This is a genomic window from Ruegeria sp. CDSC052, assembly GCF_059610685.1.
On the sequence record NZ_JBXWOB010000006.1, the window covers coordinates 71,867 to 86,276 of the forward strand.

At 57.5% G+C, this 14,410-nt stretch carries 16 protein-coding genes; 10 read left to right on the plus strand and 6 right to left on the minus strand.

All coding sequences use genetic code 11. The features are described from left to right. Window positions 1–5: 5 nt before the first annotated feature. The 5 genes from AC2FIM_RS11750 to AC2FIM_RS11770 all read left to right on the plus strand — a co-directional run bounded on the left by AC2FIM_RS11750 (window position 6) and on the right by AC2FIM_RS11770 (window position 4,947). Window positions 6–1,937 carry an AAA family ATPase gene (locus AC2FIM_RS11750; protein ID WP_496708196.1) on the plus strand — a complete coding sequence of 644 codons (1,932 nt, stop codon included), beginning with the start codon at window positions 6–8 and terminating at the stop codon, window positions 1,935–1,937. A 78-nt stretch (window positions 1,938–2,015) separates the two neighbouring features. After that, window positions 2,016–2,690, plus strand: coding sequence for a hypothetical protein (locus AC2FIM_RS11755; protein ID WP_496708195.1), 675 nt, complete (start codon window positions 2,016–2,018; stop codon window positions 2,688–2,690). After that, window positions 2,687–4,024: a DUF6638 family protein gene (locus AC2FIM_RS11760; RefSeq protein ID WP_496708193.1), complete on the plus strand. Its 1,338-nt coding sequence runs from the start codon at window positions 2,687–2,689 to the stop codon at window positions 4,022–4,024. Before AC2FIM_RS11755 ends, AC2FIM_RS11760 begins: the two co-directional genes overlap by 4 nt. A 1-nt stretch (window position 4,025) precedes the next feature. Further along, entirely contained in the window at window positions 4,026–4,292 is a 267-nt protein-coding gene (locus tag AC2FIM_RS11765) for a hypothetical protein (RefSeq protein WP_142638342.1), read from the plus strand. Window positions 4,293–4,302: 10 nt separating this feature from the next. Continuing rightward, on the plus strand, window positions 4,303–4,947 hold the full coding sequence (locus AC2FIM_RS11770; RefSeq protein WP_142638340.1) for a DUF1523 family protein: 645 nt from the start codon (window positions 4,303–4,305) through the stop codon (window positions 4,945–4,947). A 52-nt stretch (window positions 4,948–4,999) separates the two neighbouring features. Here the strand turns inward: AC2FIM_RS11770 and AC2FIM_RS11775 are convergent, their stop codons facing one another. The 6 genes from AC2FIM_RS11775 to AC2FIM_RS11800 all read right to left on the minus strand — a co-directional run bounded on the left by AC2FIM_RS11775 (window position 5,000) and on the right by AC2FIM_RS11800 (window position 12,242). Further along, window positions 5,000–6,094: a flagellar basal body P-ring protein FlgI gene (locus AC2FIM_RS11775; RefSeq protein WP_496708192.1), complete on the minus strand. Its 1,095-nt coding sequence runs from the start codon at window positions 6,092–6,094 to the stop codon at window positions 5,000–5,002. Further along, the gene (locus tag AC2FIM_RS11780) at window positions 6,091–7,098 is read right to left on the minus strand and encodes a flagellin (RefSeq protein WP_496732025.1); all 1,008 of its coding nucleotides are present in this window, start codon (window positions 7,096–7,098) and stop codon (window positions 6,091–6,093) included. Before AC2FIM_RS11780 ends, AC2FIM_RS11775 begins: the two co-directional genes overlap by 4 nt. A gap of 2 nt (window positions 7,099–7,100) precedes the next feature. After that, window positions 7,101–8,552, minus strand: a complete 1,452-nt coding sequence (gene flgK, locus AC2FIM_RS11785) for a flagellar hook-associated protein FlgK (RefSeq protein ID WP_496708190.1) — start codon at window positions 8,550–8,552, stop codon at window positions 7,101–7,103. A gap of 33 nt (window positions 8,553–8,585) precedes the next feature. Next, window positions 8,586–9,881 carry a flagellar hook protein FlgE gene (locus AC2FIM_RS11790; protein WP_271950842.1) on the minus strand — a complete coding sequence of 432 codons (1,296 nt, stop codon included), beginning with the start codon at window positions 9,879–9,881 and terminating at the stop codon, window positions 8,586–8,588. Window positions 9,882–9,979: 98 nt separating this feature from the next. Then, window positions 9,980–10,819, minus strand: a complete 840-nt coding sequence (locus tag AC2FIM_RS11795; protein ID WP_496678564.1) for a flagellar motor protein MotB — start codon at window positions 10,817–10,819, stop codon at window positions 9,980–9,982. An 85-nt stretch (window positions 10,820–10,904) separates the two neighbouring features. Then, complete coding sequence (locus AC2FIM_RS11800; RefSeq protein ID WP_496678566.1) at window positions 10,905–12,242, minus strand: FliI/YscN family ATPase; 1,338 nt, start codon at window positions 12,240–12,242, stop codon at window positions 10,905–10,907. Between the two features lie 87 nt (window positions 12,243–12,329). Here AC2FIM_RS11800 and AC2FIM_RS11805 point away from each other — a divergent pair, with 87 nt between their 5' ends. Genes AC2FIM_RS11805 through AC2FIM_RS11825 form a run of 5 tightly spaced genes read left to right on the plus strand, consistent with a single transcriptional unit; the run spans window position 12,330 to window position 14,404 of the window. Then, entirely contained in the window at window positions 12,330–12,716 is a 387-nt protein-coding gene (locus AC2FIM_RS11805) for a FlgB family protein (protein ID WP_496678568.1), read from the plus strand. A 13-nt stretch (window positions 12,717–12,729) separates the two neighbouring features. Continuing rightward, on the plus strand, window positions 12,730–13,116 hold the full coding sequence (gene flgC / locus AC2FIM_RS11810) for a flagellar basal body rod protein FlgC (RefSeq protein ID WP_281973567.1): 387 nt from the start codon (window positions 12,730–12,732) through the stop codon (window positions 13,114–13,116). An 11-nt stretch (window positions 13,117–13,127) separates the two neighbouring features. Then, on the plus strand, window positions 13,128–13,418 hold the full coding sequence (gene fliE, locus AC2FIM_RS11815) for a flagellar hook-basal body complex protein FliE (RefSeq protein ID WP_142638325.1): 291 nt from the start codon (window positions 13,128–13,130) through the stop codon (window positions 13,416–13,418). 3 nt (window positions 13,419–13,421) lie between these two features. After that, complete coding sequence (locus AC2FIM_RS11820; protein WP_142638323.1) at window positions 13,422–13,694, plus strand: flagellar biosynthetic protein FliQ; 273 nt, start codon at window positions 13,422–13,424, stop codon at window positions 13,692–13,694. Further along, a complete protein-coding gene (locus AC2FIM_RS11825; protein ID WP_496678571.1) occupies window positions 13,694–14,404 on the plus strand; it encodes a flagellar hook-basal body complex protein in 711 nt (236 codons plus the stop codon). The genes AC2FIM_RS11820 and AC2FIM_RS11825 overlap by 1 nt, the downstream gene beginning before the upstream one ends. Window positions 14,405–14,410: the final 6 nt, after the last annotated feature.

Below are 14,410 nucleotides of genomic sequence, written 5' to 3' on the forward strand. Positions count from 1 at the left end.
TTGAGATGAGTTTGACGTCAGACCAGATGGAATTGCGCGAAGACGATATTCGCAAGCACTACACCGCGGCCACCGCCTTGCTGAACGGGTTCGAGCACGCGCCGCGGATTGCCAAAGCGGTTGAGGCCGCGGTTGAGAGGTCGCCGGGCGTCTCCACGGGTCGGCGGTTTCGGTCCACCACGCCAGGTTTGGTGACACGGCGGACTGTGCGGGCTGACGGGGTGCATCTGGTGGAACGGATCGAGGCGTCAGATGACGGCGATACGCTGGTTTCACCCCCGCAGGCCACCACGCAGCAGGCCATTCGTCGCGCCATCGCCATCGCTCTGGCGGTGTCTGAAGCCTATGCCGAACAGACCCCGCTGGCTGATCTCAAACGCGCAAACCTTGCGGGCGATCTGCCCGCCGCGCGCAAGACCGAATTCTCGGAACTGCTAACGGCCGAGGCGCTGATCACCTCTCACACATTCGGCAATGCACTGGCCTATCTGATGTCGTCGCATCTGGGTGAAACCACCGTTGATATTGGAGAAATCGAAGAGGTTCTGACCGACAATGGCCAGCTCGCCCTGCACGGCGCGCTGTGGGAGCTGGACCAGACCCTCGCCAAACACGCGCCCGATGATGCCCACCTGATCGCGGCAACCAGCGCCTATGCCGAGCAGCTGATGGACAAGGCCGCGCTGCGCGCGCAGTCAGCAGGCCATCTGGCCCCGTTCCAGAACGCCGCATGGCACATCGAGGCTGATGATCTGACGATCCGGGGGTTCGAACCAGCTTCCAAGGCGAAGTCCACCACCCTCACCATGACGTTCAAGAAACCGAACGAGGTAGTCGGCAACCACATCGCCAAGTATCAGGCGATGAAGCTGGCCAAGATGGTGATGGCCTATGACTTCGACCGCCGCCTGAACCCGTTTGCCGAGCTTGGCGGGTTCATCTTTACCTTCATGGGCGACGGCAAACCGGGCACCGGAAAGACCACCCTGATCCAGATGATGGCCGGGCTGATCAACGACTATTGCCACAACGCGGGTTATCCGTTCCGCTATCAGAACCTGAGCACCGACAATATCGACAGCTATCAGGGCAAATCCGGCCAGAACGCCAAAGCGTTTATCAATTCGATCATCGACCCCTCTGTCATCGGCTTCGGCACCATCGACGATATCGACCAGCTGGCGGGCAAACGCGGCGACCGTCAGTCGTCAGCCGGGCAGTTGGAAATCACCGCCGTGCTGATGGAAAGCTTTGCGGGCGCCAACACCGTCGTGCGCGGCAACTGCACCTTTGGCATGTTCTCGAACTACCCCGAGAATGTGGACGACGCCCTGCGCCAGAGGGCGGGTGCTCGGTTTTTGGTGGACGGGCCGCAAACACGCGAGGATTACATCGACATCCTGCACCTGCTGATGGGCCGCAACCACGACATCCCGCTGGGCGAGCACGAAGCCTATGCCGCACAGGAGATCAAGAAAGCCGTTGCCGCCAGTTTCGAAAGCCATTCCCGCCCGCATGAAGAGGCTCTCTTGCAGGTCTATGACCGGGTTTCCGGCGATATCGGCCAGTTGGACACGATCGCCAAACTGGGCACATACCTCAAGGCGATCCAGGCCGCGGATGAGCGCTTCACCGGTCGCGCGATCAAGAACATCACCGATGCGGTGAAGGTCCGCGCGATGGATTTCGAACTGCCCGACGAATGGATGGAAAACCCCGACCTGTTCCTGTTCCGCGACTACGACGCCAAGAAAGCGATGATCGAGGACCTGCGCCAACCGATCACGGTGGAAATGGTGATCCAAGAGATCAACCGCTACGCCGACAGCGAATTCCGCTATGCCGACAAGAGCGACGAGGTCGCCATCGACAACGCCGTCCGCGAGATGGGCCGGATGGAAGAGGCCAAGCGGCGGTATTTGGAGGGGAAAGGGTGATTTCAGGTCGCGGCAGCAACCAACCAAAGCTGTTACGTGTAGCGAAAAACACTCTACTGTCCATTGGAGGTCAAAACTTTGGTTAAAGAATTAGAAAAGCCTCAGTGGCCTATCGGAAAGCCCCTTGGGCACGTGAGGATTTCCGGTTCCGAGTTAATCCATCTTCTAGAGAAGTATGAATCGCCAGAGACAAAAATCAGCGCGGAAACCTCTAGGTACAGATTTGATGATGTTAAAGACATGAAAGACAACTTGCCCTTACTTAGAGGCAACACAAAAATTGAGATTAGCCCTGAAGGCATTATGCAACCAAGTTTGGTCGCTAAACTTGGTTACTGCACTACAATTAGACTGCGAAACTTCGGTAGTGAAAAAAATGAAGGTTTAGAACTGCTTCGCCAAAAAATCGAAGCCGAACTTAAGTCATTTAGAACACCGGTTTTGTGGCCTTTCACTATTGTGCCCCGCTTCGTTTGGATTGGTGCAATGTTGGGCTTTTGGATCAATGATTTTTTTGCTGGGACCGACGCGGAAACACAGCCCGTATCCTTGGGCGCAAACTTTGAGACTGCTCTGTATGTTGCGTTTTTGTTATTGGTAATTCTTGAGTTTGTCAGTCCGGTCTATCACTCCCGGAGTGATACTTTCTGGCAGCGAAACAAAGACAAAATTATTGTAGGTGTAATTATGTTGTTTGTCGGTGTTTTGGCGACAAAATACGCACCTTGGTTCTTTGGGTTGTTTGAGAAATGATCCGCCTCATCGAAAAAGGTCTGATGTTTGGCAATCTCGTCCATATCTCCAGCCCGGCTCTGGTCGAGCGGTATAACCGCGCGCTGCAGCATCTGGCGGGCAAGACCACGGCGCTGAGGGATTTCCATGTCGATATCTCGGGCTACTCGCCAGAGGTGGGGATTGAGCTGGAGGATGAGCTCTACCTCAACCCCAATGGGGTCAACCGGCAGTTCATCTTGCTGACGACCGAGCAGAAACGCGCGCCTCTGCTGAACGTCAAATTCTCGACCTCGCGCGATATCCTGCGCGAATTCATCGAAATGAACGAAGCGCAGCTGTTCGCTCTGACCGCCACCGATGCGGTGGCCGGAGAACTGGTGAACTCGGTCATCAAGCTCAGCACCCCGCGCGATCTTTTCAACATCCAGAAGATCGAGATTGAGGCCGATACTGCTGGCGGCACCCTACGCAAGGCTCAGCAACTGGCAGGCATGGTCGAGCAGTTCAAAACCGAAGAGGACGCCTGGTTCGATGATGTGTTGATCGCAAAGATGATCGAAACGGCCAAGGAAACCGGCGATGTCACCCGCAACCCGGTCCACCTGCGCCACACTGCCTTTGAACAGCGTAATTTCTGGACCGCGCATTTCGGTGGTCTGTATCTGTTTCCAGACATGGATCACCCGGCGGCGATCTGTATGGGCGAAAAGCCCGACGATCTGAACATCAAATACACGTTTGACCCGTCGCAGCGGAACCAGATCGCCAAGTTTCTGGACTATAACGACCTGGTCGAACCCATCGTCAAGGCGCGCGGCGTGGATGCTGCTGCGATCCTGCAGCAAAAGATGGACTTCCTGACCGTCGACGCGGCCGCTGATGCCGGGGTCGATCTGACTGGCCTGAACCGCAGTGATATGCGTCGGCTGGCGCGCACCCACGCGGATCGGTTGCCAGAGGCCTATCATGGGCTGGCGCAGCTATTGCGTTGGGCGACGGATGGCGGGCGGTGGCCCCGGATCACCTCGGATCATTCGGCGTATTTCTATACGCTGCGGGCCGCCGATACGCCGAACCGTGATCTGGTGAACATGCTGCTGGCCGAATTGGCCCCACTGGACCCGCGCCAGATGTTCATCTGCCACAAAGAGCTGTTCTATAGCACCTACAAATCCTGGTCCGAGGCCAAGAAGGCCTATGTTGCTGATTTCCTCGCGCGTGAGTATCAGGTGGACAAGGCGGGTGCCCGCGCTGCCCTGTTCGGACATGAGCCGGATATGAGCGGTCGAGACAGGATCAGCGAAACTGTTATCGCCCGCGTTGGTCCCTGGGGCGCGTTAGGAAAGGATTGAAATGTTCGGAGCGATGCGCCTGTTTCTGATCCTGCTAGTCATCCAGACCGTGGCCTATTTTGCCCTGTCGCTGTATTCACGCAGTGTGCGTCGCCGCAGGCTAGAGCATTGGTGGGACGAAAAGGGCAAAACCGGAGACAAGGCAGCCTTTGTCGCACGGGGGCTGCACGTCTATGACAATTCGTTCCGGCGCAAATTGATCCTGGGTGTCTATGTTGTGCCTTGGGTAGCGATCGGGTCGCTGATCTACATTGTGAACTACATGTGAGAGGTAAAGCATGGCCTATTTGAAATGGGCATTCATTCTGATTTTCTGGGGAACGGTCGCCGTAGTCCTTCAGTATTCTCTGCCGCAACGGGATGTGGTTCGGATCGTCAACACCTATGAAGAACGGCAGGACCTGAACGACTGGACCCGGATCTTCTGGTCCGAGCCCGATGATCAGTCGGCCAGTCTGTCGAACCGGGATGTACAGTTCATTCAGGCCGTACGTGCCAATGGCAAACCGATTGTGTATCGCAACGAAGATACCAGCTGGGGTTGGCCGCCCTATTTCAAATTCGACACTGCCAATTTGTATACCGAAGCCAATGACGCGATCTCGGACAAAAACGACCCGGACTGGGTTGCCGTGACGCATTATGGCTGGCGGAATGAGTTCATGTCGATCTTTCCCAACGCTGTCTTTATCAAACATGTCGATGGTCCGGATGCGCGTCTGATCCCTTGGTTCAACATCGTCTTCCTGACGGTCTTCTTTGCGATTGTCTGGGCAATCTGGGTGCGCTGGCGCAGGTTCCGTCAGGCGCGGATCGATCCGATGATCGAGAGTGTCGAGGATGGGTTGTATGCAACCGGCGACGCCATCGGCGAGCATCGCAACCGATTCCGCAAATGGTTGGACAGTTGGAAATCAAAGTGACGTGAATTCCCGGCGGGTCTTGGGGCTGTGCGCCTACCGCCGGGATAGCCCGTCATCGAACGATGAACTCGGCGTGTAACGCTCCGGCGGCTTTGATCGTTTTCAGGATGTCGATCATGTCGCGGGGTGAGACACCTAACGCGTTAAGCCCGGCGACGACTTCGGACAAGGTTGTGGCCTCGGGAATTTCTGCTAAACCGGTGCCTTCCTCTTCTTCGATGCCGGCCACTGTGCGCGGAACCACGACGGTTTCGCCTCGGGCGAACGGGTTCGGCTGAACTGCGATTGGGGCCTCTTCGACCGTCAGTGTCAGATTGCCCTGTGAGACTGCCACACGTGAGATCCGCACTTCCTGACCCATGACAATCGTGCCCGAACGCTGATCGACTACTACTCGCGCCTTTGTTTCTGGCTCTACCAGGATGTTCTCAATGCGCCCAAGCGCATGCGCGGTCGAGATCGCCTGTGTCGCTGCAATATTCAGTTCGACCGTCCCGGAATCGCGCATGATCGCTACGGCCCGGTTGAATTCGGTATTGATTGCCTGCTCGATCCGACCGGCGGTTGTGAAATCCGGTTCACGCAGAGCCAGGCGCATTTGGGTCAGATCGGAAAGCTCAAAGTCGATTTCACGTTCGACCCGTGCCCCGGAGGGGATCACGCCGGATGTCGGAACCCCTTGAGTGACCGAAGCCGCATCGCCTTCGGCAACGGCGCCACCGGCAAGGACCGTCCCCTGCGCCACCGCATAGATCTGACCATCTGCCGCATTCAGCGGTGTCATGATAAGCGTCCCGCCCAGCAAGCTTTTGGAATCGCCGATTGCCGAAACGGTGACGTCGATCTGTCCACCAACCCGCGAAAAGGGGGGCAGGCTGGCTGTCACAAGCACGGCGGCCACGTTTTTGGGGCGAAAATCCTCACCATTCACGTTCACACCAAGCCGTTCCAGAATATTGGACATGATCTCTTCGGTGAACGGAGAATTCCTGAGCCCGTCGCCGGTACCATTCAATCCGACCACAAGGCCATAGCCAACAAGGTCATTGCTGCGCACCCCGTCGAAATCGACAAGGTCCTTCAGCCGGATAGCCCCGGCAAAAGACAGGCTTGGAAGCAGGATCAAGAGAATGGCAAGTAATCTCATCTCAGGAAATTAACCAACGATAGGTTCGCGTTGCGAACGGTGACAGAATACAGGCTTTCCAATTGAAATTGGACAGTCTGCAGTTGCACTGCGGTTTGATACGGGTCCGCGGCGATCAGAGAGTTTCGGCTGTATTCGAGGCTGGTACGCGCCGCCGCGTTGCGCGTGGCGGCTTGTTCAATCCGGGCCTCCGCCGAACCAACATCCGCCCGCAGGTTCACTGTGCCGTCCTGCGTGTTGGCAAGCTCGCTCCCGAGTTGGGTGAATAAGGACGTCCGCAGATCATTCGGCAGTCCCAGACCATCGACCGAAACCAGGGCGGCGACGGCGATGTCCCGCAACGCGGCTTTGAGCGTCGGATCGGTCGCAGTGATCGGAATAGAGACACTTTCATTCTCCGAAATGCTCATCGGTGCCAGCGCCGTATCTGAGCCCTGATAGATAACCGCATCGAAACCCGCAGGATCATTGAACCAGTCTTCCGCAGCTTGTGTGATGTCCGTGAGTGTTGTCAGCCCCGTCAACTCAGCCTCTAACGCTGTCAACAAGGTATCCGCAGATGCCAGAGGCGACACATCGGTATCCACGCCGGAAAACAGGCTTCGGCCACCCGCACGGGTGTTCAATGCCGACATGACCGTATCCAGCTCATTTCTGGCCTGGACAGAGGCATGCTCATGCGTGACCGCCTGATTGGAGGTCCCATATGCCAGTAAGGATGACGTCAGGCGCCCCACCGCGTCGTTGACCGTTGTAAGGCTTAGCTGCATGCCGTCAGTGAACAGGCCAGCTTCGGCTGTGGCCACCTGAAAGGCATCCAGGCGTGACAGGTTGCGATCCATATCCAGAAGATAGGAATAATCCCCGTCCAGATGGCCGGAGACATCCTGCACTTTGCCTGAAGACATCTCATAAGACAGGGTTTCGATCTGATTTTTGATATCAGTCGCCCGCGATTTCAGGGTCAATCCGCGCGCTAGGTCGCCCATAGAGGTTACATTCATCATCACAGCCTCAACAACGTGTCCATAAGTTCATCGACGACCGAAACCAGTCTGGCATTTGCCGCATAGGCTTGTTCGATTTGCATTAGCCGCTGCAATTCCTGATCGGTATCGACGCCCTGTTCGGCCTCAATGGCCGTCATTTCCAGATTGGCGCTGTTTGCAAACACCCGCCGCCCGTCGGCCACATGGGCGCCCGAGCCAACCCGTGACAGCAACGCCTCGGAGATGTCGGCGGCGCGCATGTTTCCGGCCCCGAAAACCGAGCCTGCAACAGGGCGCTCGTCGTTCAGAATTGAGCTGAAGGCGCGCAGTTGGCTGGCATCTCCGGCGCTGCCGGGTGTGGCCGCACCCAGCCCGGCGCGAAGTTTCCAGCTCTCTCCTCCGGCGTCCGGGTCGACGATTGCGTTCAAGCTGATGCGCGAGGCCAATCCCGTCACCGATGCCGGATCAAACCGGTTGCCGTCATCGGTGAACACGCCCGGATCCGTGGCCAGCGCGGTCGGATCCAGCCCCGGCGTTTCGAACCTTTCGATAAGATCGCGCGCAACAGCATCCAGATCGACCTGAGCCTCAACCGCGATTTCATCCCGAATCTGGAATTGGGCCATCAAGGCACCGCCGCGAATTTGGGCAAAATCGCCACTGGTGCGGACAGTGTTTCCGTTCATCTCAAGCCCGGACAACAACCCGTTTGCCAGGGTCATATGGGGCTTGGTGTCGCCGGTTGTCGAAAAGGAGAACTCGGCCGCAGTGTTTTCCAGCAATATCAAGCCGCCATCAGAATAAAGCGAGACCTGATCATTGTCCCTTTGAATCACATTTACAGGAACCAGTTCGTTGACCTGATCAATCAGGACCTGTCGTTGATCCAGTATCCCACCAATATCGGCGCCGGAATACTTAATGGCCGGGATCTTGGCATTCAGCTCTTCAATATCCTTGAGGGTCTGATTCAGGGTGTCGACCTGTTTGCCGATGGACCGGTCCGCGTCGGACCGCATCTGCCGTAACCCTTCAGAGGCTGCGTTCAGGCCGCGCGCCAGATCCTGAGCCGTGCGCGCAACCTGGTCCAGTCTTTCACTGGAATCCGGCAGGCTTGCCGCTGTTAAAAGGCTGTTGTCAAAATCAGCCAGTCGAACCACAAGCGAAGCGGGATCATCGGCGGACCCTACCAAAGATTCCAACCTTGTGTGAAAGTCTGAAATGGTGGTGTGGAAGGCCAGATCGGCATCCGTGGCCCGGCGGTTGGACGTGAGGACGGGATTCTGATGACGAATGACACCTACGGTACGCACGCCGTGGCCGGAAATCGTGTTGGTTGCCAGTTCCAAAGACCTGCGCGCGTAGCCGGGCGTCAATGCGTTTGCAATATTTTCGGACACAACCGCCGCACCGCGACTGGCGGCGGTCAGGCCGCCCAACGCGTTGTTCAATGCTGTGGACATATTCATTCTGCAGGTCCCTTTCCTGAATCAAAACCCTGATCAGCGTTTGATATTGGTTGTTTCCTGAAGCATCTCATCCACCGTTTGGATAACCTTTGCGCTGGAAGAGTAAGCCCGCTGTGTCTGGATCATCGAGGTCAGCTCGGTCGCCACATCGGTAGTGGATTCTTCGCGCGCAAAAGAAACCAGGTCGCCGGTTGGCCCGTCCCCCGCATTCCACAGAAAGAACGTCCCGCTTTCCCGGGATGGTGCATAGGTCTGGCTGTCCAGCGCGGTCAGTCCATTTGGGTTCGGAACATCCGCCAATGGGATTTGGTACATGCGTCGGCTGACACCGGTATCGTAGAACGCATAAACATACCCGTTTTCGTCAACCTGAACGCTGGTCATGGTGCCGACCGCCGAACCGTCGCGCGTGATCGAAACTGGTGCAAATGTATCGGACAGTTGCGTGATTCCGTCGGCATCCCCGATTTCCCCTATATTGATCTCCATTGGGCCGCCGGCCACGTTCACCACAACGCTGCCGGTTGCTGGGTCATATGCACCGCCGGTGACCGCAGTTACGCTGGCCAGCGTGCCACCCGCAGTTCGGCTATCGGTGAAGGTCAGGGTGTATTCACCGATAATGGTGCCGCCCGAGGCTGAATCGCGCATGATCATCGTCCATTCGTTACTGCTGCCGGTGGCCGGCACTGTAGGGACGAGTTCGATATCAACGCTTTCGGATTTTCCCAGATTGTCGAAATATTCAACGGACAAGGGTTGCATGTCGCCAGGGGAACCCGCATCCGTAGCGGTCGCGGGCAGGTTCATGCGCAGATTCATCTGCGTCGTGGGCGCGCCCGACAGTTGATTAACACTGAGCTGAATGGGTTCAAGCGCAGCTGGAGTGTCACGCGGAACCGCAGGGATGGTTCCATCCGCATTCGCACGCCAACCCAGCAGAACAAGCCCTGATTCGGTGACCAGATATCCTTCTTCATTGGTGCGGAACGACCCTGTCGTGGTCAGCAACATCTCATTCGAACCGGCCGCGATCTGAGAACTTGGTCGTACAGGCATCATGCCGCGCCCACGCACCGCAAGGTCGGTGGAGTTGTTGGTTGTCACCAGCGAACCGCGCTGGTCGATCAGGCGTTGGCTGGTGGTGCGAACGCCCCCAGCGGAATAGCTGCCGCCCTGGCCGGAGGTGACCATCGAATGGAAATCGGTTTCGACCCGTTTATACCCGAAGGTCGACGAATTCGCGATATTGTCCGAGATCGTCGCCAGCCGGTTTGCATTGGCCTTCAATGCGGCCACACCTGCGTTCAGCGAAGAGGAAATTGTCATTGGCACGCCCTTCTGTTGCGTCAAATCTTGATGCAACAGCTAACGCGCTGGGCCTTAACAGCGCGCTAACGGGTAAAATGCCGTCTATCCTTTTATTCTCAGGTGCCGCGCAGAAAGATAATCTCGATCCTGTTGTTGCGTACGGCCATCGGGTTTTCATCCGACAATTTTCGATCAGCATGACCGGTTACGCGGTCCAACCTGAGCGGCGCAACACCCTTGTCCTGCAGCATTTGGCGAACTTGCTGAGCGCGCGAGGTAGACAAATCCCAGGCCGGGTTTTTGGCCAGAACCACCGGCGAGGAACCGACATGCCCTCCGACCGCCATGTCATTTGTCACCAGATCAGAGGATCGGGCCACCAACAATGTCAGAGCACGCAGCATATTGGTTGGTTGGTTCGTCCCTGATTCGAACAGAGGTTGATCCTTGGTGGCGAAGAGTTCGACCACCAGACCCTCATCCGTCACGCGGGTGACGATATGTTTGAGGACCTTGTCGGACACCATGCTTTCGCCGGTTCGCCCCATAAGCTCTGATTCCAGTGAGGAAAAGTCTTCGACCGTTTCTTTTCCGCCGCCGTCCGAGCTGACGCCAACCGATCCACGCGCTTGTCGCGCGGGCGTCGGGCTGCGTTTGCTGGCGCCGGTCCCGTCCATGACCAGAGTTTCCTCAGAGAACATGTTATTGCCGCCAAAGGCCCCATCGCCGCCACCCGAAACCGGGTTTATGGGAATGGTCGGCGAGAAATAATCCGCAAGCCCTTTGCGTTGTTGTTCCGTTGTTGCATTCAGCAGCCACATCAACATGAAGAACGCCATCATGGCTGTGACAAAGTCGGCATATGCGACTTTCCACGCGCCACCATGGTGACCATCGCCACCTGACACACGTTTCTTCTTGATGATGATTGGCGCCACATTGGATTGCGCACCCATCTCCACCACCTTTTTATCACCCAGTTACAGGGGTAGCCGGGCAGGTCTTAAGGTGGGCTTAACACTTAAAACTGTCTTGAATTCCTCACTGCGGTAATGCTGCCCCGGCACGGCGCAGAATCAGTTGCAGGTGGTTGAAACTGTTGCTGATTCCGTCCGACTCGGCCTTGCCGAAAAAGGCATCAAGCTCGTCATGAACCCGGACTGCCTGATCCAATAACGGGTCTGCGCCATCGGCATAAAGCCCGGCTTTGATCATAACCTCGGATTGCTCGTAACTGCCAACCAGCTTGCGGGTTTCCGAGATCATCCGGTTTTCCGCCTCGGAGGCAGCTCCCGGCAGGCTGCGTGAAACCGACCGGCTGAGGTCAATGGCGGGGAAACGGCCGCGCTCGGCGATTTCGCGGCTCAGGACGATATGCCCGTCCAGAACGCCACGCAGAATGTCCGCTATCGGTTCATCCATGTCCGAGCCCGCAACCAGAACGCTGAAAACTGCTGTGATATCACCCTGATCAGCCGTGCCCGGCCCGGTTCGTTCGCAAAGACCAGCGATCAAGGACGTGACCGAAGGTGGGAACCCGCGCAAAGAGGGGGCCTCACCCATCGCAACAGCGATTTCGCGGTGCGCCTCGGCAAAGCGAGTGACCGAATCGGCCAGAAACAGGACGTTCAGCCCTTGATCCCGCAGGAATTCCGCGACTGAAAGTGCCGCCCATGCACAGCGCCTGCGGGCCAGCGCTGACTGATCCGAGGTTGCCGCCACAACCACAGATCGTGCCAACCCCTTGGCTCCAAGCGCATGTTCAACGAACTCATTGACCTCACGACCCCGTTCGCCGACCAGAGCGACCACAACCGCGTCTGCCTGCATCGACCGCGCCAGCGTCGCCAACAGGGTCGACTTGCCGACCCCTGACCCGGCGAACAGGCCGATACGCTGCCCCTGCACCACAGGTAACATGGTGTTCATAATGCTCAGCCCGGTTTCCATCCGTGCGCCCAGCGGTTTGCGGACAACGGCAGGTGGCGGATTTTGCAGGATATCTCTTTCCTGTGTGCCCGACAGCAACGGCTTGCCGTCTAGCGGTTTGCCGAAGGGATCAATGACCCGGCCCAGCCAGTGCAGTCCGGGGGAAAATGCCGGTGTCTGATTTAGAATCACCCGATCGCCTAGGCAAACCCCATCGGGTGCAGCGGCGGGTAACATGTGGATCAGATCCGATTCGACATGCAGAACTTCACCTGCCAGATCCGGGCCGCTGCGCCGCCGCAGGGTCAGGTTGTCGCCGATGCGGGCAACGTACTCCAACCCCTTTATTTCTATGGCGCCGCGCCCAACACTGGCCACGCGGCCCATATGGCTCATGGCAGACAGACGGTCGAATTCGCATTTCAGAAGCATCGGGTCGAGATCGGTCATCGTGGGTTCTCCAACGGGTTTCTGAAAACGGTTTCTAAAGGAATCGGGGTTAAGCCTTGATTGAAATTGATCGAGGGAGAAACCCCGATGTTCTCTGACCTGAACGTCTTTAAGACAGCGTACGCAATGGCAACCCATGCCGGGCAACGGCAGTCTGTCATTGCGCGAAACATGGCAAATGCGGATACGCCGGGCTATCAGCCCCGCGATATCGAGGCCTTTCAGAAAGCTTTCGAAAATTCCGGGCATGAGGTTGCGATGACCGCCACGCGGGCCGGGCATCTGAACGGCGCCGCCGCTGTCCAACCCTGGGCCGAGTTCGATGCCGCGCCCTCGGGCGATCCCAACGGAAATGGTGTTTCTCTTGAGGAAGAAATGCTCAAAGCGGTCGAGGTCAAGCGTCAACATGACCGCGCGTTGGCGATCTATAAATCCTCGATTGGCATCCTGCGTACCAGCCTTGGTCGCGGGTGAGGAGGGCTGAGAGATGAGCGATTTTTCCCATTCCCTTTCCGCCTCGGCCAGCGCTCTGCGCGCGCAGGCAGCCCGTTTGCGGCACGTCTCCGAAAACATCTCGAATGCGGATACGCCGGGATATCGGCGCAAAACCGTGCCGTTTGAAGCGGTCAGCAAAGATGGTGCGCAAATGGTCGAGACCGGGCGCGTTAAGCTTGATCGTCGCGACCTGTCGCGCATCTATGACCCCGGCCATGCGTTGGCCGATGAGACCGGCCATTATCGCGGGTCCAATGTAGATTTGATGATCGAAATCGCTGACGCGCGTGAAGCGCAGCGCAGCTACGAAGCCAATCTCAAGATGTTCGACCAGACACGACAAATGTCGTCGAGCCTTATGGAACTTCTCAGAAAATAAAGGACACCAGAATGGATATCCGATCCCTGACCGCCGCGCAGAGCTATGCCGTAGCGCGGCCCGCTACGCAGCCCGACCCCGACCTTGCCGGAATGGCACAGGGGTTGCGCTCAACCTTTCAGGACTTTGCCGCAACATTGAAACAGTCCGAGCAGATGTCCGGCGCGGCGATGACCGGCCAAGCCGATCCGCACGCGCTGGTTCAGGCGTTGGCGCAGACCGAACTGGCCGTCGAAACCGCCGTCATCGTGCGCAACAAAGTGGTCGAGGCCTATCAGGAAATCCTGCGGATGCCGGTCTGATAGATGCTCAGCGAAGGTCTCTATTATGACATTGTCCGCCAGGCGCTTTGGGTCGCGGTGATCACATCCGTCCCGATCCTGGCGGTGGCACTGGTCTCGGGTCTGGTTGTGGGTCTGTTCCAGGCGCTGACCTCGGTGCAGGAAATGACGCTGACCTTTGTGCCAAAGCTGATCGCCATCGTGATCGTTTTCTGGATTTCGATGGGGTTCATGACCCAGACGCTGGTGACGTTCTTCACCTCAACCCTCATCCCACTGATCGCCGGAGGCCGCTGATGGATACCTCATATACCACCTTATCCCGCCAATCGGGGCTGATGAATGAAATGCGGTTGGTGGCGAACAATATCGCCAACGCCAATACCACGGGGTACCGCCAGCAGGGCTTGGTGTTTTCCGAGTTCGTGAAAGCCTCGCCGGGCAATCCGTCCTTGTCCATGGCGCGGGCAGAGGCACGCAATACCTCGTTGCAACAAGGCGTTCTGACCGAAACCGGCGGGCAATTTGATTTCGCCATCGAAGGCGACGGGTTTTTCATGATCGAAACCCCCAGCGGCAACCGGCTGACACGGGCGGGTGCGTTTTCACCCAGTGCCGAGGGTGATCTGGTTACCATGGATGGGTACCGGGTTCTGGACAGCAATGGCGCCCCTGTTTTCATTCCGCCGGATGCCGCGTCGATTGATGTCGGCAGCGACGGCACGCTCAGTATCGAAGGGCAGGTTCTGGGACAGATCGGCGTCTACCACGTTGCTGATCCCACGAGCCTGGTGCGCGAAGGCAGCACGCAATTTCGGTCAGATGCAGCGATTGAACCCGTGGATGAGCCGGTCATTGTGCACCGATTCCTCGAGGGATCGAACGTGAACGCGATCGAACAGGTCACCCGGATGATCGAAATCCAGCGCGCCTATGAGTTGGGGCAGAGTTTTCTTGAAACCGAAGACGAACGTGTGCGTGGGGCGCTTAAGGCGCTGATGCGCTGATTTGAT

What these genes read in the sequence shown, in the direction of transcription:
- fliE (WP_142638325.1), top strand. Translation starts at nt 13,128, where the DNA reads ATGGATATCCGATCCCTGACCGCCGCGCAGAGCTATGCCGTAGCGCGG.
- AC2FIM_RS11790 (WP_271950842.1), bottom strand. Translation starts at nt 9,881, where the DNA reads ATGACAATTTCCTCTTCGCTGAACGCAGGTGTGGCCGCATTGAAGGCC.
- AC2FIM_RS11820 (WP_142638323.1), top strand. Translation starts at nt 13,422, where the DNA reads ATGCTCAGCGAAGGTCTCTATTATGACATTGTCCGCCAGGCGCTTTGG.
- AC2FIM_RS11770 (WP_142638340.1), top strand. Translation starts at nt 4,303, where the DNA reads ATGGCCTATTTGAAATGGGCATTCATTCTGATTTTCTGGGGAACGGTC.
- AC2FIM_RS11760 (WP_496708193.1), top strand. Translation starts at nt 2,687, where the DNA reads ATGATCCGCCTCATCGAAAAAGGTCTGATGTTTGGCAATCTCGTCCAT.
- AC2FIM_RS11795 (WP_496678564.1), bottom strand. Translation starts at nt 10,819, where the DNA reads ATGGGTGCGCAATCCAATGTGGCGCCAATCATCATCAAGAAGAAACGT.
- AC2FIM_RS11805 (WP_496678568.1), top strand. Translation starts at nt 12,330, where the DNA reads ATGTTCTCTGACCTGAACGTCTTTAAGACAGCGTACGCAATGGCAACC.
- AC2FIM_RS11765 (WP_142638342.1), top strand. Translation starts at nt 4,026, where the DNA reads ATGTTCGGAGCGATGCGCCTGTTTCTGATCCTGCTAGTCATCCAGACC.
- flgC (WP_281973567.1), top strand. Translation starts at nt 12,730, where the DNA reads ATGAGCGATTTTTCCCATTCCCTTTCCGCCTCGGCCAGCGCTCTGCGC.
- AC2FIM_RS11780 (WP_496732025.1), bottom strand. Translation starts at nt 7,098, where the DNA reads ATGAATGTAACCTCTATGGGCGACCTAGCGCGCGGATTGACCCTGAAA.
- AC2FIM_RS11800 (WP_496678566.1), bottom strand. Translation starts at nt 12,242, where the DNA reads ATGACCGATCTCGACCCGATGCTTCTGAAATGCGAATTCGACCGTCTG.
- AC2FIM_RS11825 (WP_496678571.1), top strand. Translation starts at nt 13,694, where the DNA reads ATGGATACCTCATATACCACCTTATCCCGCCAATCGGGGCTGATGAAT.
- flgK (WP_496708190.1), bottom strand. Translation starts at nt 8,552, where the DNA reads ATGAATATGTCCACAGCATTGAACAACGCGTTGGGCGGCCTGACCGCC.
- AC2FIM_RS11775 (WP_496708192.1), bottom strand. Translation starts at nt 6,094, where the DNA reads ATGAGATTACTTGCCATTCTCTTGATCCTGCTTCCAAGCCTGTCTTTT.
- AC2FIM_RS11750 (WP_496708196.1), top strand. Translation starts at nt 6, where the DNA reads ATGAGTTTGACGTCAGACCAGATGGAATTGCGCGAAGACGATATTCGC.